Source organism: Sporolactobacillus kofuensis, assembly GCF_024125425.1.
Lineage (GTDB): Bacteria > Bacillota > Bacilli > Bacillales > Sporolactobacillaceae > Sporolactobacillus > Sporolactobacillus kofuensis.
In genome coordinates this window covers 206,195-226,177 of the sequence record NZ_JAMXWN010000001.1, presented here as the reverse complement: position 1 = coordinate 226,177, position 19,983 = coordinate 206,195, and the positions used below count along the sequence as shown (strand labels likewise).

The window sequence follows — 19,983 nt, the reverse complement described above, 5'->3', positions numbered from 1 at the left end:
TTTTTTCTCACCACCCTTCAACGGCCACAAACACTATTGCACAATTTTCTCTGTCGTGTACACGTGGGTTACCGTACCGCTTTTTAGAAAACTGTTAATTTTTACTTTTATCATAGTTTCTAATTTATTTAAGCCTTGCTGGTCTTGTAAATCACTAGGAGTCATCCCTGATACTGTATAAATGACAGCATTTTTTACTTGGAAAGATCGCTTTGTCAGTTCTGCTTTTGCATCTTTATTTGATACTTGGATATTGAAATCCAATTTTATAAAGTGATCACCCTTTATATTTGTTGTAATCTCACCAGTGTCAACTGTTAGATCTTTGACGATCTCATCTATATTGGGATCCTTTACAGGTTCCTCACTGCGATTCATGCTTGACATGATGAAGAAGGCGGCAACGGTCCCAATGATCACAAGAACCATCAAAATAAACAGCAGATTCATTCCTCTGCTTTTGAACATCTCAACACACCCTCTTCCCCAGAAATTCCCGACACTAAAGAAATTGATTTCAAAAACTCACTCATTTTCTCACGAACTTCCTCAGGTGTTTCCTTGACAACGAGTTTCTTACCCGTTGTCAAGGTAATCGTCGTATCCGGCAATGCCTCCACCTGTTCAATAAGGAATGCATTAAGCATAAATGATTGATTATTAAAATGTGTTAACTTGATCATCCGCGTTATAAAAATGTGCTGGACAAGGAAGATGCCCAGCCATTTTTCTCCCCTATTTAATTATTGTTTCAATTGAACTAATGTTTGAAGGATCTGATCGGCTGTTGTAATCGTTTTTGCATTTGCTTGATAGGCACGTTGCGCTTCAATCAGTGATGTCATTTCATCGGTCAGATCGACATTAGAACCTTCGAGAGCACCTTGTTGAATCTTGGTCGAAGTACCTACACCTGTTGCTGGAACTGCACCACCAGAATTACCTGATACTTGAAACAAAGAATTGCCAATTTTTTCAAGACCTGCGGGATTGTTAAAAACATAAACATTAATTTTGCCTAGGCCGGTCGCTGGAGTTCCATCATTGTTGACTCCTGTTATCGTGCCATCACTCGCTATTGTAAACGAACTAAGGCCATTAAAATTTCCGGTAACACCATCGATTGAATAACCTTGGGAGGTGACCAATTCCCCAACATCATTTAATTTAAAATCCCCTGCACGTGTGTAAAACTTATTTGTGCCATCGGATACTTGAAAATAACCCTCACCATTAATTGCAACATCATACGGATTTCCTGTAGAGTTTACAACACCATTCGTTACAATATTATCAATTGATCCTGTTTGAGAACCCAATCCTACTTGAATGGCATTCCGACCAGTGCTTGCATTCTGTACATTATCATTAAACATATCTTCAAAGTTGATGCGTCCTTTTTTGAAACCTGTCGTACTGACGTTTGAGATGTTGTTACCAATCACGTCAAGATAAGTTTGAAAATTTTTCAGTCCTGAAACACCTGTTCCCAATGATCTCAATAACATAATTGAATCCTCCTTTTTGTAACTGCCTCTGTCATTCGGCAGTTTTAGCTCTCCTATAAAGGTCCAGCTGATTTAGTGATTAATGACAATTGTGCCATTAATGTTCGAGAAAATTCTTGTGTTTGTTTCATCAAGGCCCATGGCGGTAATCACCGTTTGATTTGGTGTGTTCACAACGAGTGCGGCATCCTTCGTTAAAACCAGTGAATCATTAATCCCCATTTTCTGTGCTTCTTGCATTTTTGTATGAATCAGATTCCACTCATTTTGCGAAATATGAATATTCCGTTCTTGTATTCGCTCACGGGCATGCTTTGAAATTTTCAATGGCAACTTTCCAAACTCTTCTTCAAGGTTCTGGGCAAAAGAATGGCCTTGAACGGTCGATTTATGATCTTGTTTCGATTCTGATACTGCACGCTCCGGCAACGGTAACTGTTGATATACAAAGGCATTAATCTTAGTCACCGTTGCTCGCTCCTGTTACATTGCTAACTTCAGTGATCGTTGAGGGATCGACACTTTCTCCATGATCAGTGACATAAGAAACAGATCCGTCTTTCAGTGTGACTGATTTAACGATGCCGCTAAGTATATTGGTAAGTGAATTTCCATTACTATCAGTAGCCGTATCTGTCCAACTGATTTGTTTGCCGATCATGGATGCTTGTTCAGAAAGGGACTGGTTGGATTGTGAAGCTACTAACTTGTCAATGGCATTACTCATATTCTGAGTCTGCTCAAGTGTTGTAAAGTCCGCCATCTGCGACACAAACTGCCCGCTATCCATCGGTGAAGTTGGATCTTGGTTGGTCAACTGAGCGACGAGTAATTTCAAAAAAGAATCTTTATCCAAAGCACTGTTCGCGTTATTTGTTGACGTTGTTGAAGTATTCGTTGTTGCTGATGTACCTGAACTCGCTGAAATACTCATCTTAGATCATACCTCCTGTCATCCACTCAGAGAATGAATAGTTACTCTGTAGATCGTCATTGCTGACCGCCTGCAGAACTTGATGTTTTTTCTGCTGATGCTCTTGCTCTTGTTGATCCTGTCTGCCCTGGTGCTGTTGAAATTCACCTTGTTGTTGGCTTTGACTTTGTGCATGTTCCGGAGTAGCCGTCTGCAATTGCCGGGTAACATCAATCTGAGTAAACGAAATGCCTTTCCCTGCACAATCATGTTTCAATTGGTTCAAACCACTTTCGAGTAAGTCTTTTGCAGCTTTTGTCTCTGCCGTGATTTGAGCGACTAACCCCTGATCACCCCTACTTACGGAAATCGTCAATTTGCCCAAATTTTCTGGTCGTAAAGAGAGGGTATAAACCTCTGAATCACCTTTTTCCAGTTTCAGAGAAGACTTACCTAACCATTCACTGAGTTGATCTGAAACCTGTTGATGAACAGGCGTTTGTTTTTCTTGTACTTTACCCGACTGATAACTCGACCAAAGTTCAAGCTTATTCATTACCCCAGTCACAGAACGAAGATGTTCACTTTGACTCTGTGACTGCGTAATCGTAGCATCCAATACTTTTTGGTGCGCTCCATCATTCTTTTGTTTGGTCGTGTCAGTTGATGAATGCGGATCGGGAAGAACACTTAGACTTGAGTGCATACTTTTCTTAAATGCTTGTCGATCATACCCCTGTTCAACCGCTTTTTGATCACTACCCCAAGTTTGTTGCCTCAAGACTTCCACTCTTGCTTTGATGGGTTGGTTGATGATGTTCTTGTTTTGCTGAGTATCGTTCTTTTGATTCACAAGTGCATCAGTCATTGACGAATGAGCACTTTGCTGCACCTGACCTAGTTGGATCTTAACTTCTTGTTGCTCGTTTTGTGAATGCACGCTTGTCATTGTTTTATGCATTTGATTCGTAATCTGAGTAGTCACCGTATCTTTAGTTGTTTGCACATACGGTAGGCCAGCGTCACCAGAACGATTCATTGAAGCATTCCCTTGGTCGGACACATGATTAATAGTCTCTGAGCTTTTAGCATTCATTTGATTTTTTAGAGCTTGCTCATTACTTTGATTCTTAACCGCGTCTTGGACTATCCTTTGCTCCAAAGTCTTTTTTGAAGATGACTCTGATTGCTCCTTCGATAACTTAACACTCATTCGGTTTTCAGGAATGTGCGCCTTACGCTGATTCTTAACCGTTTCATGCACAATTCTTGGGTCCGAAGCACTTTTTGACTGTGACTCTGATGACTCCTTCGTACCTTTTGAACTCAGTTGATGCTGAATCAGTTGAATCGCCGACAAAAAAGTAGTTTCATCCGCAGTACTACTTTTTTTCTTTTTCTTTGCCACATGTCCAGTGACTTCTTGTACCTTGAGATTTTTCATATCCATTACCGTCGTATTCACTTTTTCACCTCCTTTCAAAGACTATCGATCAAGGCGACGTTGTCGTCGTCATTGTCGATGTCGTACCTGCACTCGATGTTGAACTAGCATTTGATGTATTCGCCTTTAATAGCGGCGTTAATGCAGCTGCTTTATTAACATCCATATTTTCAAGAATAGAAGCTTTCGTTTTATCATCCAGTAAATTGATATATTTTGCTGCTTGCTTCACGCTCAACTTGCTGAAAATCGCACCTGCCTTTGCAGGATCCATTGTTTTATACGTTTGAGCGTATACCGCTTGACGAGCAGCAGCATTCTGATTCTTTGTTTGCTTGGCTGTATCATTTGCGTCATTTTGTGCCTGCTTCAATTGATTTTTCAATTGCGCCACTTGATCCGTTAAATTATTTTTGTCACTCTGAAGTCGTTTCAAAGTTACTTTTTGATCTGAATTTTCCGCTTTCAATTGTGCAATTTGTGCAGAACTACCTGAAGCTGATTGCTGCATCTGACTTGAGGATTGATCTTTAACTATAAGGTTTTTTGCTTCTTCGATAGGATCAAGTCCTGCAAGTTTTAAAAACAAAGCAGCGATGAGCAGCATAAAAAGAATAGGAACTAAAATCGCTAAGAATACTTTTAATAGCTTTAATCCAAATCCTGTTCGTTTTGTATTCTCCATTTAGCTTCCTCCTTAACTTTGAAAGGTTCTCTGACCAGCGATTTCATCCATCTGTTTCATTTCTGTTTTATGAACTACTTTATTAAAAATTAGTTGTTGCTTTTCTTTAATTTTTTCATACTTCTTTACTTCAATAGCTTTCTGCTGTAATTTTCCTTGAAAAGTTTCTAATTGCAGTTTGGCACGCAGATATTGCTTGTTCGTCTCTTCAATGAGAAAGTCAATTTTATTAACATCGGACATGCCCATCTTCATTTGATCAATAGTTATTGCTTGGTTCATTTGATTTTGGAGATCCGTTTGCACACGATTTTTCTGTTCAACCAGATCAATGAGTCTATGTGCCAGTTTTTCAAAAGCATCAAACAGGTACTTGTACTGAACCTCTAGATTCTGCTTTTCATTCTCGGCAAGTTTCATAACACGTTCAAACCGATACTCAAACGCCATTCGAACTCATCTCCTGCCCGAAATCATTAATCAATTGATGAACCGAGTCTTTTAGATTCACACTTTCGCTCTCCGCTTGACGTAAATAAGTTAACATTTTGGGGCGGAAATGAATCGCTTCATCGATTTCTGGTGAACTCCCTTGCTTATAAGCACCGATATTGATAAGATCTTCCGATTCAGAGTACTGAGAGAGCAAGGATCGAAATTTTAACGCCGCTCGTAAATGATCTGGAGTACTTATTGTGTTCATCACACGACTGACACTCTTTAACAGATTAATAGCGGGATATTGCCCCTTTTGAGCGAGCGCTCGATCAAGTACGATATGTCCGTCAAGAATACCTCTTGCTGTATCCGAGATCGGTTCATCAAGATCATCACCATCGACTAATACGGTATAAAAGGCTGTGATCGTACCGTGCTGATCCGTTCCTGTTCGTTCCAACAATTTTGGTAATAATGCAAAAACCGAGGGAGGATACCCCTTTGTCGTTGGTGGTTCACCGATTGCAAGACCAATTTCACGCTGGCTCATTGCCACACGTGTCAGTGAATCCATCATCAACAAAACATTTTTCCCTTCTGAACGAAAGTGTTCGGCAATTGCGGTTGCTGTGAGTGCGCCTTTGATTCTCATTAGTGCCGGTTGGTCACTCGTAGCTACAATCACAATGGAACGTTTTATCCCTTCAGGTCCCAGGTCTTTTTCAAGAAATTCTTTTACTTCCCGGCCACGTTCTCCAATTAAAGCAATAACATTCAGGTCCGCTGTTGTATTTCGAGCAATCATCCCCATTAGAGTACTCTTGCCCACACCGCTACCTGCAAAAATACCTACACGTTGCCCTTTTCCAACAGTCAGTAATCCATTTATCGAACGAATACCAAGCTCAATTGGCTCAGTGATACGCGGCCGAGTCATTGGGTCCGGTGGGTCCTGGTTGGTTGGAACATTCACCACAGGCTTTGAAAAAGCCATTCCTGAAGAGGGATGCCCAAGGCTGTCGCACACTTGACCAATCAGTTCATCATTAACCTTTACTTCAAGAGGTTTATCTGTTGCTTCAACCAGACAACCTGGGGATATTTGTGCAATAGATGTGTAAGGCATCAGCAAAATATTTTCATCCTTAAATCCAACAACTTCAGCCATAACTTTTTTTCTGCCATTTTTGATATGTATGAGACAAACATCGCCAACAGATGCAGAAGGTCCCTTCGATTCAATGAGAAGTCCCACAACTCGATTAATTTTTCCATAGCGGCGGTAACTGTCGATAGAGGAGAGTTCATCAATCAAAAGGTTCATTTTCATATCAATGCTCCTCCATCAATTCAGAGAGTTTCTCTTTAATCACTTGCAGTTGACTACGTACGCCGGCATCAATTTTGCCGAAGGAGGTTTCAATCGTGCATTGATCATTTGAAAAATCACTATCCGCATAAATGAAAATCTTAGCATCTTGTACAAGTTTTTTTAATTCATCGATGTGTTGGTTAATCGATTCAAAGTGAATAGGCGCAACCGTTATTTTAATTGTCTCTTGATCACGAACTTCTCTTACCGCTTTTTCAACTAATGAAAACCATTTGTCTTCATCGAGAGCTACCGAAGTTGCAATGATTTTTTCTGCAACAGCCATTGAGAGACTCAATATTTCAGGTTCCGCTTTTTTTATGTACTCGTTAAAATATGTTTGTGCTTGATCAACAAAAAGATTTCCTTGTTGAATCTGTTTCGCATACTTTTCTTTTGCTTCCTTAGTTCCTTGTAAGAAGCCAGCTTCGTAACCCTCTTTTACACTTTTCTGATGGGCTTCTTCACGTTTCTGTTTCGCTCGTTCATTTTCTGTTTCGATTTGATGTTGCATTCTCGCCTGTTCTTCTTCTGCCTCTCTGATTATACGCGCGGCTTCGTGCTTTGCCTGATTTATCTTTTCTGTCAGTGTTTTCTCAATGGACTCTTGATCCATCTCATCAGTTAATGCATCAAGTTGAGGATCAATGATTGCTGAGATCTGAACAATCTTCGCTTCACCCTCTGTTTGCGCGCGCTTTATCAGATTAGACAATGACGTCATCTCCCTTACCGCGTGCAATCACAATCTCACCAGCATCTTCGAGCTTACGGATCGTGTTGACAATTCTCGTTTGCGCTTCTTCAACGTCATGTAAACGAACAGGGCCCATGTATTCCATTTCTTCTTTGAAACTCGCTGCCATCCGTTCGGACATATTTTTAAATAATAGTTCTTTTACTTCATCACTGGCCGTCCGCATTGCTAGAATAAGATCCTCATTCTCACTTTCACGAATGACGCGCTGGATCGCACGGTCATCAAGGACAATGATGTCTTCAAACACAAACATACGTTTTTTGATTTCTTCTGCTAAATCAGGATCTTGTTTCTCGAGTTTTTCAAGGATGTTTTTTTCAGTCGTCCGGTCAACTCCGTTAAGTACACTGACGATGGAAGGTATGCCACCTGTCTGAGTGTAATCTTCGTTAATTGAAGAACTAGAGATTTTCTTCTCTAGTATTCTTTCAACCTGAGAAATTGTTTCCGGTGAAGTACGGTCCATCTGTGCTATTCGCTGAGCAACATTCGCTTGAACTTCAACTGGGAGTGCAGATAAGACAGCACCTGCTTGATCCGGATCAAGATAAGATAATACAAGTGCAATCGTTTGTGGATGTTCGTTTTGAATAAAGTTCAAAATCTGTTGCGGATCACTTTTGCGCATGAAATCAAATGGCTTGACTTGAAGTGTGGACGTCAACCTTTGAATCACCTTGTTGGCTTGATCTGATCCTAGGGCTTTTTCAAGAATTTGCTTGGCGTACCCAATACCGCCTTGTGAGATATACTCTTGAGCGAGCGCTGTCTGAAAAAACTCTTCGATCACTTGTCCCTTAGTTTCAGCATCTATTTTTCTTGCATTTGAAATTTCCAATGTCATATCTTCAATTTCCTGTTCCGTAAACTGTTTGAAGATATTTGCTGAAACATCGGTTCCAAGAGCGATCATTAAAATCGCCGCTTTCTGTTTTCCAGTTAATTTCGTTCTGCGCTCTGCCATCACCGACATCTCCTCACTTATCTTCTGCCATCCAGCTTCTTAACAACTTAACAAACTGATCCGGTTGTTGTTTTGCCATTTTCTCCAGTTCATTGTATTTTTTCTGTTCTGGAGTCTCTTGATTCAACAGTTCCTCGTAATCATCTTTTTGTGGGATATCTTCGACAATGGTCTGGTCATCAAGCATATCTTCCGCATTTCTTCTTCTCCGAAGGACCAGCCAGATGATTAAACCAATAATCAAAGCAAGAATGACTCCTCCGACAATATATAGCCAATTAAATCCACCATTTGTCGTTTGTGCAGTCAATTGTCCATTGAATTGTCCAACTGTAACAGATGTTTTTTGATTGATCGCTGCATTCGTAAGTTCCTGACCTTGCGGATCTGAGATCGATGTTTTGATGATCGAATTTAATATTGACTGAACATCGTTAATCCTTTGTGTCGGAAGTGAATTGTTGTTTTTTGGATTTGGCGGTTCAATCATGACCTGAATGCCAAGATCCGTAATTTTATATGGACTATTTACGACATCACGATGGATGCGATTAAATTCATTATTTACTCGATCTTCGATTTTTTGATATGTACCGTTGCTATTCGTGCCATTTTGATAAGTTGGAACATCTGTTGTTCCCGTTCCTGCTTGTCCGGCAGCACCTTGTCCGGTGTAGGTCTCCGCAATATGCTCCGTACTTGTCTGCAATCCTTCCATCGTTTGCGGATTAACCGGTTCAACGAGATATTGTTTCTCCTTGGATTGTGTAAAGTCGACATCAGCGGAGACATTCACCATCACTTTGCCTTGCCCCATCATGGTTGTTAACAGTTGTGTCACTCTACGCTGAAGATTATTTTCAACATCTTTAACAATCGCCTGTTGTTGGTTGTATGTGGATGTGAGACTCGAGTTCCCAGAATCGTTATTTTTTAGATCATAGTAATTAAAATATTGATCCATAATGACGATATTATTTACAGGTAGGTTTGGAACACTCTTCGATACTAAATGATAAAGACCATTAATTTGGTCAGAACTTAACTGCGTTCCGGGCACAATATTAAGTACTACAGAAGCTGATGCCTTATTGCTATTTCCTTGATCCCCAACCCACACGTCATTTTGTGGCAGAGTCAGCATCACTTTTGCAGATGTAACCCCTTTTGTATTTGAGATAAGATTTGCAAGTTCGGTTTGCATCGCTGCCCGTTGTAATACATCAAATTGCTTATCCGTCATACCAAACCCGGCATTCTGTCCGAAAAAAGAATAATCGATTTGTCCCGTTTTTGGGATACCTTGTGCTGCTAGTTCTACTTTCAGTTCATCGACTTGATTTTTAGGAACACTGATTGTCGTACCGCCATTTGAAAGTTTATAAGGTATTTTTTTGCTGTCGAGCGTATCTTTAATCTGCCCGGCTTCATTTGTTGACAAATTACTATACAAAGGCGTGTAATGTTTCACATTCGTCAGCAACAAGATAAGGATCGTTGCGATAAGAATTGTCGAAGCGCCGCCAATGATCCATATTTTTCTTTTTCTAGGCAAATTAGTCCAGAAATTTTTTATGTGAGTTACCCATGTTGATAATCGTTCTTTCATGAATGCTTCCTCCGTTCATTAACACACCCGATGCCCATCAAACCTGCATTCTCATAACTTCTTGGTAGGCTTCGATTACACGGTCGCGCACTTGAACAGTCGTTTTTAGCATTACGTCAGCCTTTTGCATTGCAATCATGACATTATGTAAGTCGACATTACTATTCCCATTAGCTAATTCAGTGACCATTTGATTTGCCGTCTGCTGCGAAGTGTTTACTGTACCCAGTGCATTTTTCAGAGCACCCGCAAATCCATTTTGAGCTTTGGCTACTGTTTGGTTACCTGCAGCTGTAGTCGCTGTGGACGAATTAAAGTTGATTGGATTAATGTTCACTTATCGATCCCTACCTTCCAATTTCAAGCGCATGGGTGAGCATGCTTTTATTCGCATTCAAAACTGTTACCCCTGCTTCATAGGAGCGATTTGCATCCATTAAATCAACCATTTCTTTTAGAGGGTCGACATTAGGTTCCTGGACATACCCACTCGCATCTGCATCTGGGTTCGTTGGATCATATTTGACTGGATAAGCAGTCGGATCATCACTAACGGATGCTACCTCTACCCCACCTGAGGAAGAACCTAGTGAGTGCTGCAACACCGAATCAAAAGATGGTGAATCAATCGTTTTTAAATTAACCACTTGCCGGGTATAAGGTACCCATTTACCATTAACCAAGCGACCATGTGTTGTATCTTGATTCGCGATGTTTGCTGATGCAACATCCATCCTAAATCGTTGCGCAGTTAAGCCTGAAGAAGATATATCTAGTCCACTAAACATTCCCATCTCAATTTGAACCTCCTAATACCATGTTAAATTGCTGAAATTGATTGCTCGCCGATTGGCCAAGCGCTTGGTATAGAAGCTGGTTTTGAGCTAACTCGGACATTTCATGATCAATGTCAACATTATTACCGTTATTTTGCACTGAACCAAAATTATCGGTTACAGTTGTATAACCTGATCCGTCCGATGTTGAAAAATTATAGTGGCGCGGATTGGTACGATTTGCTACGAGCGAACTTTGCAACACATCATTAAATACAACTTTTTTCGCTTTGTAATTTGGGGTGTCGACATTTGCTATATTCTGCGCTATTGCATTTTGTTCTGCCATAGATGCATTCATCCCACGTTCAATAGCTGATAAAGGAGATAGTGATGACATAGTACGACAACCCTTCTTTCATTATAAAGATAACTATTAAATGCGTATTACATAGTTTGAGAATAAATTACATAGTTTGAGAATACATTTCTATTTTATCAATTTTTTTACTTATGTCTACGTTAAAGTCTATAATTCGACAGCATTTTTCTTGCACTTCAACTTTATAAAATAGTTATTTCAGCGCTAGTATTTCCATTATTTGTTAATTTTTGAGGTTTTTTCTTTATTTTTTGAAGATAACTGAAAATTATATTCTTTTTTCACGAAAAAAAACAGGCCATGAGCACTATAAGATTTGTTCACAAATAATCCTCAATCGTATCTTGATGATAGAAAAAGAACCGGGAAAAATGAACTAACCCCTGAAGTTTGTCAACAAAACTCAACTTTAAAGGTCTCACCTTGCTCGCGATCAGCAGGAACCTTCGCAAGCGTCTCGCAAATGCACATAACTAGAGTATTTTATATTTTCATCCAAGTAGTGTCACGCGCCCTTCAAACGGTCAATGAATGTTTCTTATCATTTAAAAAAGGACCTTTAGTGACAAAGTTTTGTCACTAAAGGTCCCGACAAGATGGAGCTCATATACGCTTACAAAGGGAAGCTTCTCTTATTCACCCTTAATTCGGTTAAGTTCGTAGAGAAACTTATCATTAAGTACTTTAATGTACGTTCCTTTCATACCAAGAGAACGCGATTCAATAACTCCTGCACTTTCCAGCTTTCTAAGTGCGTTGACAATAACAGAACGTGTGATTCCAACACGGTCAGCTATTTTACTTGCAACAAGCAAGCCTTCTTTGCCGTCCAATTCTTCAAAAATGTGTTCAATTGCTTCCAATTCACTATAAGAGAGGGAACCAATTGCCATTTGCACAATCGCTTTCTCACGTGCCTCTTCTTCAACTTCATCCGTTTTTTCACGAAGAATTTCCATACCAACTACAGTCGCACCATATTCTGCAAGAATCAAATCTTCATCAGTAAATGATTCATTCAACCGTGAAAGAATAAGTGTACCAAGTCGTTCCCCACCGCCGACGATCGGGACAACCGTTGTCAATCCTTGGGTAAACAAGTCTTTATTTTCATCTGGGAAAATACTGAAATCACTATTTACATCCAGATTGGGTGATGTTTGAGCCACCATGAACAAATTTTGTGTGTACGTATCTGGAAACTGTCTATTCTCAAACATTTTTTGCATACGTTCGTTTTCAAATTCCAACTTTAATGAGAGGCCAAGGATCTTACCTCTGCGACTAACAACAAAGGTGTTCGTCTGGATAACATCGCGAAGCGTCTGTGCCATTTCATTAAAGTCGACTTGTGTCTTCGTGCTTTGAAGTAATTGATTAATTTTCCTCGTCTTTTCTAATAACGTCATCTTCATTTCCTCCTGAATAACCTTAATAACTAATAAACTGGTTGGATAATGGTTTTTACAACAATCTCTAGACCTACTGCCGTCGAACCTCAAGCAAGTCCATCAATACTTTATAAAAAAACAGACTTTAAATGGCATGCATCGCAATGCAATTCCCAAAATTGTATGTAACCTTCTCACACCAATATTATCCGATACTAAAAAATGCAAACAAATTTTAACTTGATGGTTCAATTATCGTCAGAATATTAAATCTTAATACAAATTTAATACTTAGATTTTTTTTAGCTCTGACAATTCTTTTACTCTATTCGACAAGATCATGCACTATATGGCCAAATAAAACCAAAAAGTAAGCAGAGGACACCTGCTCATTTATGTTAGCACATGTGCTCTTAATTAGCAATGAAATTTACAGTTTTATAACAACATTCTGAATTGTGTTCAAAGCACGTTCAGCATAGTGAGCTGCTCGTTCTTTTTTGTCACGAATCCTTTCTTGGATCGGTGGTAGTAACCCAAAGTTTGCATTCATGGGTTGAAAATTCTTTGCATTTGCCGACGTAATGTAGTGGGCCATGCTACCAATTACAGTTTCTTCCGGAAAGACAATTGGATCTGATCCGGCAGCCAATCTTGCTGCATTGATGCCAGCAATCAAACCTGATGCTGCTGACTCAACATAACCCTCTACACCGGTCATCTGACCGGCGAAAAAGAGATCTTCTCTTGTTTTCGTTTGATAAGTAGGGTTGAGAAGAAGTGGTGAATTAAGAAACGTATTTCGATGCATAACACCATACCGAACAATCTCCGCATGCTCAAGACCGGGTATCAATTGAAAGACCTTTTTCTGTTCGCCCCATTTTAAGTGGGTTTGAAAACCAACAATATTAAATAGGGTTCCTGCTGTGTTGTCCTGTCTTAGTTGGACAACAGCATACGGCCGTTTTCCCGTTCTTGGGTCTTCCAATCCGACCGGTTTTAGCGGGCCGAACAATAATGTTTTCGCACCTTGCCTTGCCATTATTTCTACAGGCATACAGCCACTAAAATATTTTTCTTGTTCAAATTCCTTCAACGGTGCTGTTTCTGCAGAAATGAGTGCATGAAAGAATGTTTCGAATTCTTCTTTAGTCATTGGGCAATTTAAATATGCTGCATCCCCCTTATCATAGCGGGACTTCAAATAAACTTTATCATGATCAATGGTTTCTCCAGAAATAATTGGTGCAGCTGCGTCATAAAAATAAAAATAGTCTTCCCCTGTTAACCGTTGCAATTGTGCGGACAATGCAGGTGAAGTCAATGGTCCTGTAGCTATAATTGTTATTCCTGTTGGGATTTCATCCACTTCTGCATCGATAACTTTTACATTTGAAAGATTTCTTAATTTTGATGTCACGAGTCCGGAAAAGTCATGACGATCAACTGCTAATGCGCCCCCTGCGGGTACCGATGCCGTGTCGGCAGCCTCCATAATTAATGAGTCGAGACGACGCATTTCTTCTTTTAATATCCCCACAGCATTTGTGAGACTATTTGAACGTAATGAATTCGTGCAGACAAGCTCTGCAAATTGGCCTGTTTGGTGAGCAGGCGTTTGCTTCGTGGGGCGCATTTCATAGAGATGAACAGGTATGCCGCGTTTTGCAAGCTGCCAAGCCGCTTCACTTCCTGCGAGACCTGCGCCAATTACATTAACCGGTTGAATGGCCATTTACTTTCCTCATTTCCATAAAAAGAATCCATAAACATTTATTGCATTTCTTCCTTATAATCACATTTCGGACATTCTACCGACTTCGCATTCTTTGTTTTTTTCTCAACAAGGTACGAACCACATTTTGGACATTGTCTTTGAATAGGCTTATCCCATGAAACGAAATCACATTCTGGAAACCGATCGCAGCCGTAGAAAATACGATGTTTCTTGCTTCTGCGTTCTACAACTTCTCCTTTTCCACACTTTGGACATGGAACACCCATCTTTTTTAATATTGCTTTTGTATTTCGACATTCAGGAAAGTTCGAACACGCTAAAAATTTTCCGAAACGTCCCATCTTATAGACCATTTCATGGCCGCATTTTTCACACTTTATTCCAGCCGGCTCATCTTTAATCGAAACAGATTGCATTTCTTTCTCAGCCGTAGATAACCGCTTAGAAAAATCTTGATAAAAGGCATCGATCAATCCGATCCAATTTTTCTTTCCTTCTTCTACTTCATCAAGATCTGTTTCCATTTGTGCAGTGAAATCAATATTAATAATTTCCGGAAAGAATTCAACAATCAGGTTTAAAACAACTTCGCCTAATTCAGTTGGAACAAATCGCTTGGCATCCATGGTCACATAATTACGACGTTGGATCGTATCAATGGTTGGCGCATAAGTTGAAGGACGTCCTATTCCAATTTCCTCCATAGATTTAACAAGTGTTGCTTCGGTATATCTTGGAGGCGGCTGAGTAAAGTGTTGTTTTGGATCGGTTTGATCTTTGATCGCAACCATACCTTCTTCAAGTTCCGGCAAGAAATTTTCATGAGGTGCATTATCCGATTTCTTTAAATCATCACTGCCCTCAATATAAACCTTCATAAATCCTTGAAATTTCACCTTCGAGCCCGAAGCCCTGAATAGAACACCATTCTGTTCAAGATCAGCACGAACAGTATCCAGTACAGCAGGTGCCATTTGACTTGCTACAAAACGTTCCCAAATTAATTTATAGAGCTTAAATTGATCCCTGCTCAAGTAATCTTTGATTTCTTTCGGCACTCGAAGTACAGATGTTGGCCGAACACCTTCATGTGCATCCTGAGTATTCTCTGATTTCTTCGCTTTCTGAGGATGCATGTTGTAATAGTTCTCACCATAGTTATCAAAAATAAATGATTTTGCTTCGGCTTTTGCAACATCGGAGATACGTGTTGAATCCGTTCTCATATACGTAATTAAACCCGTACTTCCCTGCTTACCAAGCGCGATCCCTTCATAAAGCTGTTGTGCAATCATCATCGTTTTACGTGCCCGAAAATTGAGTTTCCTCGCTGCTTCTTGCTGAAGCGAAGACGTAGTAAAAGGAACTACCGGATTCCTCAATCGTTCTTTTTTCTGTACATTCTGTATGAGAAAATTTGGGCTCTTGATTCTATCCAGAATCTGTTTCACATCTTCGTTCGTCTTTAATACTTGTTTCTTTCCATCATAACCATAGAAAGCAGCTTCGAATGACTCATCATCGACATGAAACTTTCCAGTAATTGACCAATATTCTTCAGGATTAAAGGCTTTGATTTCTTTTTCACGTTCGATGATCATTCGTAATGCAACCGATTGAACGCGACCTGCGCTTAAGCCCTTCTTTACTTTTTTCCAAAGTAAGGGGCTGATATTGTAGCCAACGAGTCGATCAAGGACACGTCTCGCCTGTTGTGCATCAACAAGATCCATGTTAATTTTTCTTGGCGTTTTAAAAGCGTCTTTAATTGCAGGCTTTGTAATTTCATTAAAGACGACCCGGCAAGCTGAATGATCATCGATTTCAAGGCTATGTGCTAAATGCCAGGCAATAGCTTCCCCTTCTCGATCGGGGTCGGCTGCAAGAAAGACTTTCTTTGCTTTTTTTGCCGCACTTTTCAAATCTTTAAGCACCGGGCCCTTACCACGGATTGTAATATAACGCGGTTTGAAGTGATCGTCAACATCAATGCCCATTTGACTTCTAGGTAAATCACGTACGTGGCCCATTGAGGCTTTGACTTCATATTTTGAACCTAGATAACGTTTTATGGTTTTTGCTTTAGCGGGAGATTCCACAATGACTAGATAATCACTCATGTTGTTTCTCCCCCTTTCTGTGAATATTCAAATCTTCACTAATCTTAATGATTGATGAAAGCTTTGTCAAACGTAAACAAATAACTAATCATTTATTAAATGGAACTAACTGCTGTAATTATTAAATTATGAATACTATTACGCTTTATTAAATAACTCTCCAAATGGCAAAGAAAATTCATCGATAATATCATGCCAATGACAAACCAGTTTTGCTCCTTGCTGAATCAATCGATTTGTACCACTACTATTGTCTTTCAGTATGGATCCGGGAATAGCAAAGACCTCCCGCCCTTGGTCAAGCGCTTGATCCGCTGTAATTAATGAACCGCTCTTCTCTTTCGCCTCAATAACAAGCGTTCCGAGACCTAACCCACTTATTATGCGATTTCGTTCAGGAAAACGCCAACGTTCTGGTCTTGCTGATGGTGGATATTCACTAATCACCAACTGGTTTTTACACAATTGTGAAAAAAGCGTATGGTGTTGTGCGGGATACGGATGTAGCAATCCTGAGCCTAAGACGGCTATCGTTTTACCATTTTCTGCGATTCGATGTGCCATTCCGTCAATTCCCATGGCCATCCCACTAATAATAACCCAACCTTGTTCCACGAGCGGTGTCAGCACTTCATGCATCACATGATTCGCTTCAATACTCGGATGTCTTGTTCCAACAACACTAAGGGCTTTATATGAGTTTAATAGCGTTAGATCTCCCTTTGCATAGAGTAAGTATGGTGGGTCACTGATTGTCTTCAATCGCTTTGGATAAGATGGATGGTGAAAAGGTATCGGAACGATATGATGGTGTTCATACTGGTGGGCCAGGTCAATGGGGTTCATAGAGTTAAAATCCTTAATAAAAAGCTGTGCATGTTTTGGAGGTACGCCATACTTTGTAAGCCAATCATTTATTGAATAGCTATTCAAATGGCGAAGTGCAGGGTCTGATTGAATAAGTCGCCAAACGGTACGTCTACCAATACCGCGGCAATGATTAAGCAACATTAATTGACTGGTCAGCTGATCGATAAGAAGCACCTTCTTTTACCGTGGAATTATTTCTTTATAAGGACAGAAATTAACAATTGGAGATTAATGCGAGGTTCATTTTTGAAGTAATGGCGCATAAGCTGTTGCATCGGTTTGAAGTGAAAAAGGCATGTTTGTTCATCCAAAGCAGGATTACTGAATTCATAATATTCTAACTATTTTTGGTTATGGTTCCGTTGATCAACTTGATTATCAATAGTATAAATAAATGCAAAGATTTCCGCAACTGCTTGGTAAAGTTCTTGAGGAATCATCTGATTCAGGTCAAGTTTGCCTAACATTGATACGAGTGCGGGATCTTCTTGAATGGGAATATTATGTTCTTTAGCCGTATCAATCATTCGCTGAGCGATTTCTCCCTCGCCTTTCGCAGTGACACGAGGTGCTCGGTCTGCTCCTTGTACATAACTTAAAGCTACAGCCTTTTTCTTATTCTCTCTTTGAGTCATACTTTCACGTCCAGGCGATAATTTGATTCTGTGAGCGGTTGTGTTGCTTTCTTAATAAGATTCGGATCAATTTTTTCCGACTGAGTCAAAGAGACAAGCTGATACCCTATTTCTTTCAAGCGTTCACTTAAGTGCATTTCCCCTGCCTTCAACCAGTGACTGAGATCCATCTGATCATTCTGAATGGTTAAGGCAACTGAACGATTCTGTACACGTACACTGATTAGCGTCTCTTTGAGGTGATTCAGATCCAGCCACAATAATAATGTGCAAGAATTCGGATCGAGCGTGCCTTTCCGATCTCTCTTCCCCTCCCAATAAATAGAAACATTTGATACCTTTTGCTGAAAAGGTAATGGAAGTTGCATTGAAAACTGAGCAACAAAAGGATCTGCAGACACCATTTGAAGTTGTTCGCCAGTTATTTTCTGTACCATATCATGGGCTGCCTTTTTTATGGCAGACGGAGATTGTGGATCTTGAGCAACCGCAAGGAGTTGTTCTTTAATCGAACTTGACAGTTGATCAGACATTACGCCATTGTTGAACCATTTCGTTAGTTGATGTTCATAGTCAAACCCTATTTTTTTTAACGCTTGAAAAAGAGTATCCGGCTCACTGGGTATTTTGAGTAACTTACTGACCTCCGGATCATGCTGAACTGCAAAGTCTCGAAAGGATTCACTGAATGATTGGACTGAACCACCCAAGTTCAAGTCTTTCATTAGTGCTGAAGTTTCTTTGTTCGTAAAAGAGCCGGACATATAGCGATCAAGCGTACTCTGAATCGTTCGTGTAAGCTGACTTTCTGGCATTTGTTCTTTAATGAAGGTAGACAATAAAGAACGGCCTCTTTCACGTCCAATTTGGTTAAAAAGTTCAAGGAGTCTGTCTGAACCATTTGAATTGGAGAATGTGTGTAATGATGTCTTTAATTGGTCCATTGCAGATGTATGCACTGGAGCTTGGTCCAATTGCTGTAGCATACCTTCCAGCTTTGTACTCAGTGACTCCATCCGTGCAGAGTCCTTTGCTATTTGAAAAAAAGTATTCGTTAAAGGAAGTTCTCGATTCAGCAACCAGCGAATCGTTTGCATGTCCTTTGAAAATTCTGAACCTGCTTTCATCAATGCACGAGCACCAAGAATGGTGTCACGAGATAAAGGATCCCCGTGATTGAGAAAGGATTGAATGATTTTTCGAGTTACTGAGTCATTATTATCGAGATTCAATGCAGTAAGAACATCATCAACCATGGTTTTACCGGTGAGGTCAGTTGTTTGTTTTCTATCAACAACCTTTGCGAGTAACGGGTTACTGCCCTGTTGTATCTGGAACAAGTAATCCTGTCCAACTTTTAAAGGCGGTTCCACAGAAGCTACTTTAGCTACAACTTGTTTCGCTCCAAGTTGAACCAGAGCAGTCCTGTCCGGCAAGAGATCAAGCACTTTCCCACGTAATATTTGCTCAGGAGCATATGTACTAATCATTTGACTTTGGCTGATGGCATAGGGTTGAAAGTTCACAGGATCACCTTCTCATCCATGGTTCACGATTTTAATGGTGCAAAGGTAAGTCGATGCTCAGGACAGGTACCAAGCTGTTCAATCGCTTCCAAATGTGCTTTGGTTCCATACCCTTTATGCACAGCAAAGCCGTAACCTGGATATTTTTGGTCAAGAGCGCACATGAGACGATCACGTGTTACTTTTGCCAGAATGGATGCTGCAGCAATAGAATTACTACGCGCATCTCCCTTAATTAAGGATTTCTGCGGAATTTTGAGCGGTAACTCCATCGCATCAATCAGTAAATGATCCGGTTTAATTTCCATCTGATCAACAGCTTTGACCATCGCTTTCTTCGCTGCCTGATAAATGTTGATTTGGTCAATTTCTGCAGCAGAAACAATACCGACACCAAATGATAATGCTGACTCACAAATCCGATTATAGAGGTACTCTCTTTTACCAGCAGACAACTGTTTCGAATCGTTCAATCCGGGGATCATAGCATCTGGTTGTAAGATGACACTTGCAGCAACAACCGGGCCTGCCAGTGGCCCTCGCCCGGCTTCATCAATACCTGCAATTTTTCTTGCGCCCTCCATCTTCAACTCATTCTCAAAGTCATTCATCTGATGGTACTTTTCTACAAGTTTCTTTAAATGTGAGCGGCGTGCTTCCCATTTCTGCAGTGCTTTTCGAACACCGATGCGTGAATCATTTATTAATTGTTGATGTTCTTCCTCAGTGAGTTCGGTTGTGGTGATGAGTTTCTCCTGGATTTGTGCGATTGTCAGTTCTTGCATGCTACCTTCCCCTGTACATTCTATATCGGTGTAATAAAAACAAATTTTAGCCTTTATCTGGTCA

General features: G+C 40.2%; 22 protein-coding genes. All 22 read right to left on the bottom strand.

The annotated features are described in order from the left end of the window. Positions 1-33: 33 nt before the first annotated feature. Entirely contained in the window at positions 34-468 is a 435-nt protein-coding gene (gene fliL, locus NIE32_RS01075) for a flagellar basal body-associated protein FliL (RefSeq protein WP_253052118.1), read from the bottom strand. Further along, entirely contained in the window at positions 447-683 is a 237-nt protein-coding gene (locus tag NIE32_RS01070; protein WP_253052116.1) for a flagellar FlbD family protein, read from the bottom strand. Before NIE32_RS01070 ends, fliL begins: the two co-directional genes overlap by 22 nt. A 60-nt stretch (positions 684-743) precedes the next feature. Next, positions 744-1,508, bottom strand: coding sequence for a flagellar hook-basal body protein (locus NIE32_RS01065; protein WP_253052114.1), 765 nt, complete (start codon positions 1,506-1,508; stop codon positions 744-746). Positions 1,509-1,580: 72 nt separating this feature from the next. Then, positions 1,581-1,976, bottom strand: a complete 396-nt coding sequence (locus tag NIE32_RS01060; RefSeq protein WP_354326758.1) for a TIGR02530 family flagellar biosynthesis protein — start codon at positions 1,974-1,976, stop codon at positions 1,581-1,583. Continuing rightward, positions 1,969-2,442, bottom strand: a complete 474-nt coding sequence (locus NIE32_RS01055) for a flagellar hook capping FlgD N-terminal domain-containing protein (protein WP_253052112.1) — start codon at positions 2,440-2,442, stop codon at positions 1,969-1,971. The genes NIE32_RS01060 and NIE32_RS01055 overlap by 8 nt, the downstream gene beginning before the upstream one ends. A gap of 1 nt (position 2,443) precedes the next feature. After that, a complete protein-coding gene (locus tag NIE32_RS14305) occupies positions 2,444-3,886 on the bottom strand; it encodes a flagellar hook-length control protein FliK (protein WP_253052110.1) in 1,443 nt (480 codons plus the stop codon). Between the two features lie 28 nt (positions 3,887-3,914). After that, positions 3,915-4,550 (bottom strand): MotE family protein, encoded by a 636-nt coding sequence (locus NIE32_RS01045; RefSeq protein WP_253052108.1) that lies wholly within the window; start codon positions 4,548-4,550, stop codon positions 3,915-3,917. Positions 4,551-4,562: 12 nt separating this feature from the next. Next, complete coding sequence (fliJ, locus tag NIE32_RS01040; RefSeq protein WP_253052106.1) at positions 4,563-5,000, bottom strand: flagellar export protein FliJ; 438 nt, start codon at positions 4,998-5,000, stop codon at positions 4,563-4,565. Further along, on the bottom strand, positions 4,990-6,318 hold the full coding sequence (fliI, locus tag NIE32_RS01035; RefSeq protein ID WP_253052104.1) for a flagellar protein export ATPase FliI: 1,329 nt from the start codon (positions 6,316-6,318) through the stop codon (positions 4,990-4,992). The genes fliJ and fliI overlap by 11 nt, the downstream gene beginning before the upstream one ends. A 1-nt stretch (position 6,319) precedes the next feature. Continuing rightward, complete coding sequence (fliH, locus tag NIE32_RS01030) at positions 6,320-7,075, bottom strand: flagellar assembly protein FliH (RefSeq protein WP_253052102.1); 756 nt, start codon at positions 7,073-7,075, stop codon at positions 6,320-6,322. After that, positions 7,068-8,084, bottom strand: a complete 1,017-nt coding sequence (fliG, locus tag NIE32_RS01025; RefSeq protein WP_253052100.1) for a flagellar motor switch protein FliG — start codon at positions 8,082-8,084, stop codon at positions 7,068-7,070. The genes fliH and fliG overlap by 8 nt, the downstream gene beginning before the upstream one ends. A 13-nt stretch (positions 8,085-8,097) precedes the next feature. Next, positions 8,098-9,693, bottom strand: a complete 1,596-nt coding sequence (gene fliF, locus NIE32_RS01020) for a flagellar basal-body MS-ring/collar protein FliF (RefSeq protein WP_253052098.1) — start codon at positions 9,691-9,693, stop codon at positions 8,098-8,100. 37 nt (positions 9,694-9,730) lie between these two features. Further along, on the bottom strand, positions 9,731-10,015 hold the full coding sequence (fliE, locus tag NIE32_RS01015; RefSeq protein WP_494337181.1) for a flagellar hook-basal body complex protein FliE: 285 nt from the start codon (positions 10,013-10,015) through the stop codon (positions 9,731-9,733). Positions 10,016-10,040: 25 nt separating this feature from the next. After that, a complete protein-coding gene (flgC, locus tag NIE32_RS01010; protein ID WP_253052094.1) occupies positions 10,041-10,487 on the bottom strand; it encodes a flagellar basal body rod protein FlgC in 447 nt (148 codons plus the stop codon). Between the two features lies 1 nt (position 10,488). Then, positions 10,489-10,830 (bottom strand): flagellar basal body rod protein FlgB, encoded by a 342-nt coding sequence (gene flgB / locus NIE32_RS01005; RefSeq protein WP_354326812.1) that lies wholly within the window; start codon positions 10,828-10,830, stop codon positions 10,489-10,491. Between the two features lie 653 nt (positions 10,831-11,483). After that, complete coding sequence (gene codY / locus NIE32_RS01000; RefSeq protein WP_253052090.1) at positions 11,484-12,260, bottom strand: GTP-sensing pleiotropic transcriptional regulator CodY; 777 nt, start codon at positions 12,258-12,260, stop codon at positions 11,484-11,486. Between the two features lie 412 nt (positions 12,261-12,672). Then, on the bottom strand, positions 12,673-13,980 hold the full coding sequence (trmFO, locus tag NIE32_RS00995) for an FADH(2)-oxidizing methylenetetrahydrofolate--tRNA-(uracil(54)-C(5))-methyltransferase TrmFO (RefSeq protein WP_253052088.1): 1,308 nt from the start codon (positions 13,978-13,980) through the stop codon (positions 12,673-12,675). 38 nt (positions 13,981-14,018) lie between these two features. After that, positions 14,019-16,103, bottom strand: coding sequence for a type I DNA topoisomerase (gene topA, locus NIE32_RS00990; protein ID WP_253052086.1), 2,085 nt, complete (start codon positions 16,101-16,103; stop codon positions 14,019-14,021). 138 nt (positions 16,104-16,241) lie between these two features. After that, positions 16,242-17,147, bottom strand: a complete 906-nt coding sequence (dprA, locus tag NIE32_RS00985; RefSeq protein WP_253052084.1) for a DNA-processing protein DprA — start codon at positions 17,145-17,147, stop codon at positions 16,242-16,244. A 167-nt stretch (positions 17,148-17,314) separates the two neighbouring features. Then, positions 17,315-17,608 carry an EscU/YscU/HrcU family type III secretion system export apparatus switch protein gene (locus NIE32_RS00980; protein WP_253052082.1) on the bottom strand — a complete coding sequence of 98 codons (294 nt, stop codon included), beginning with the start codon at positions 17,606-17,608 and terminating at the stop codon, positions 17,315-17,317. Beyond that, the gene (locus NIE32_RS00975) at positions 17,605-19,134 is read right to left on the bottom strand and encodes a hypothetical protein (protein ID WP_253052080.1); all 1,530 of its coding nucleotides are present in this window, start codon (positions 19,132-19,134) and stop codon (positions 17,605-17,607) included. Before NIE32_RS00975 ends, NIE32_RS00980 begins: the two co-directional genes overlap by 4 nt. A gap of 23 nt (positions 19,135-19,157) precedes the next feature. Next, positions 19,158-19,919 (bottom strand): ribonuclease HII, encoded by a 762-nt coding sequence (gene rnhB, locus NIE32_RS00970; RefSeq protein WP_253052078.1) that lies wholly within the window; start codon positions 19,917-19,919, stop codon positions 19,158-19,160. Positions 19,920-19,983 lie beyond the last annotated feature (64 nt).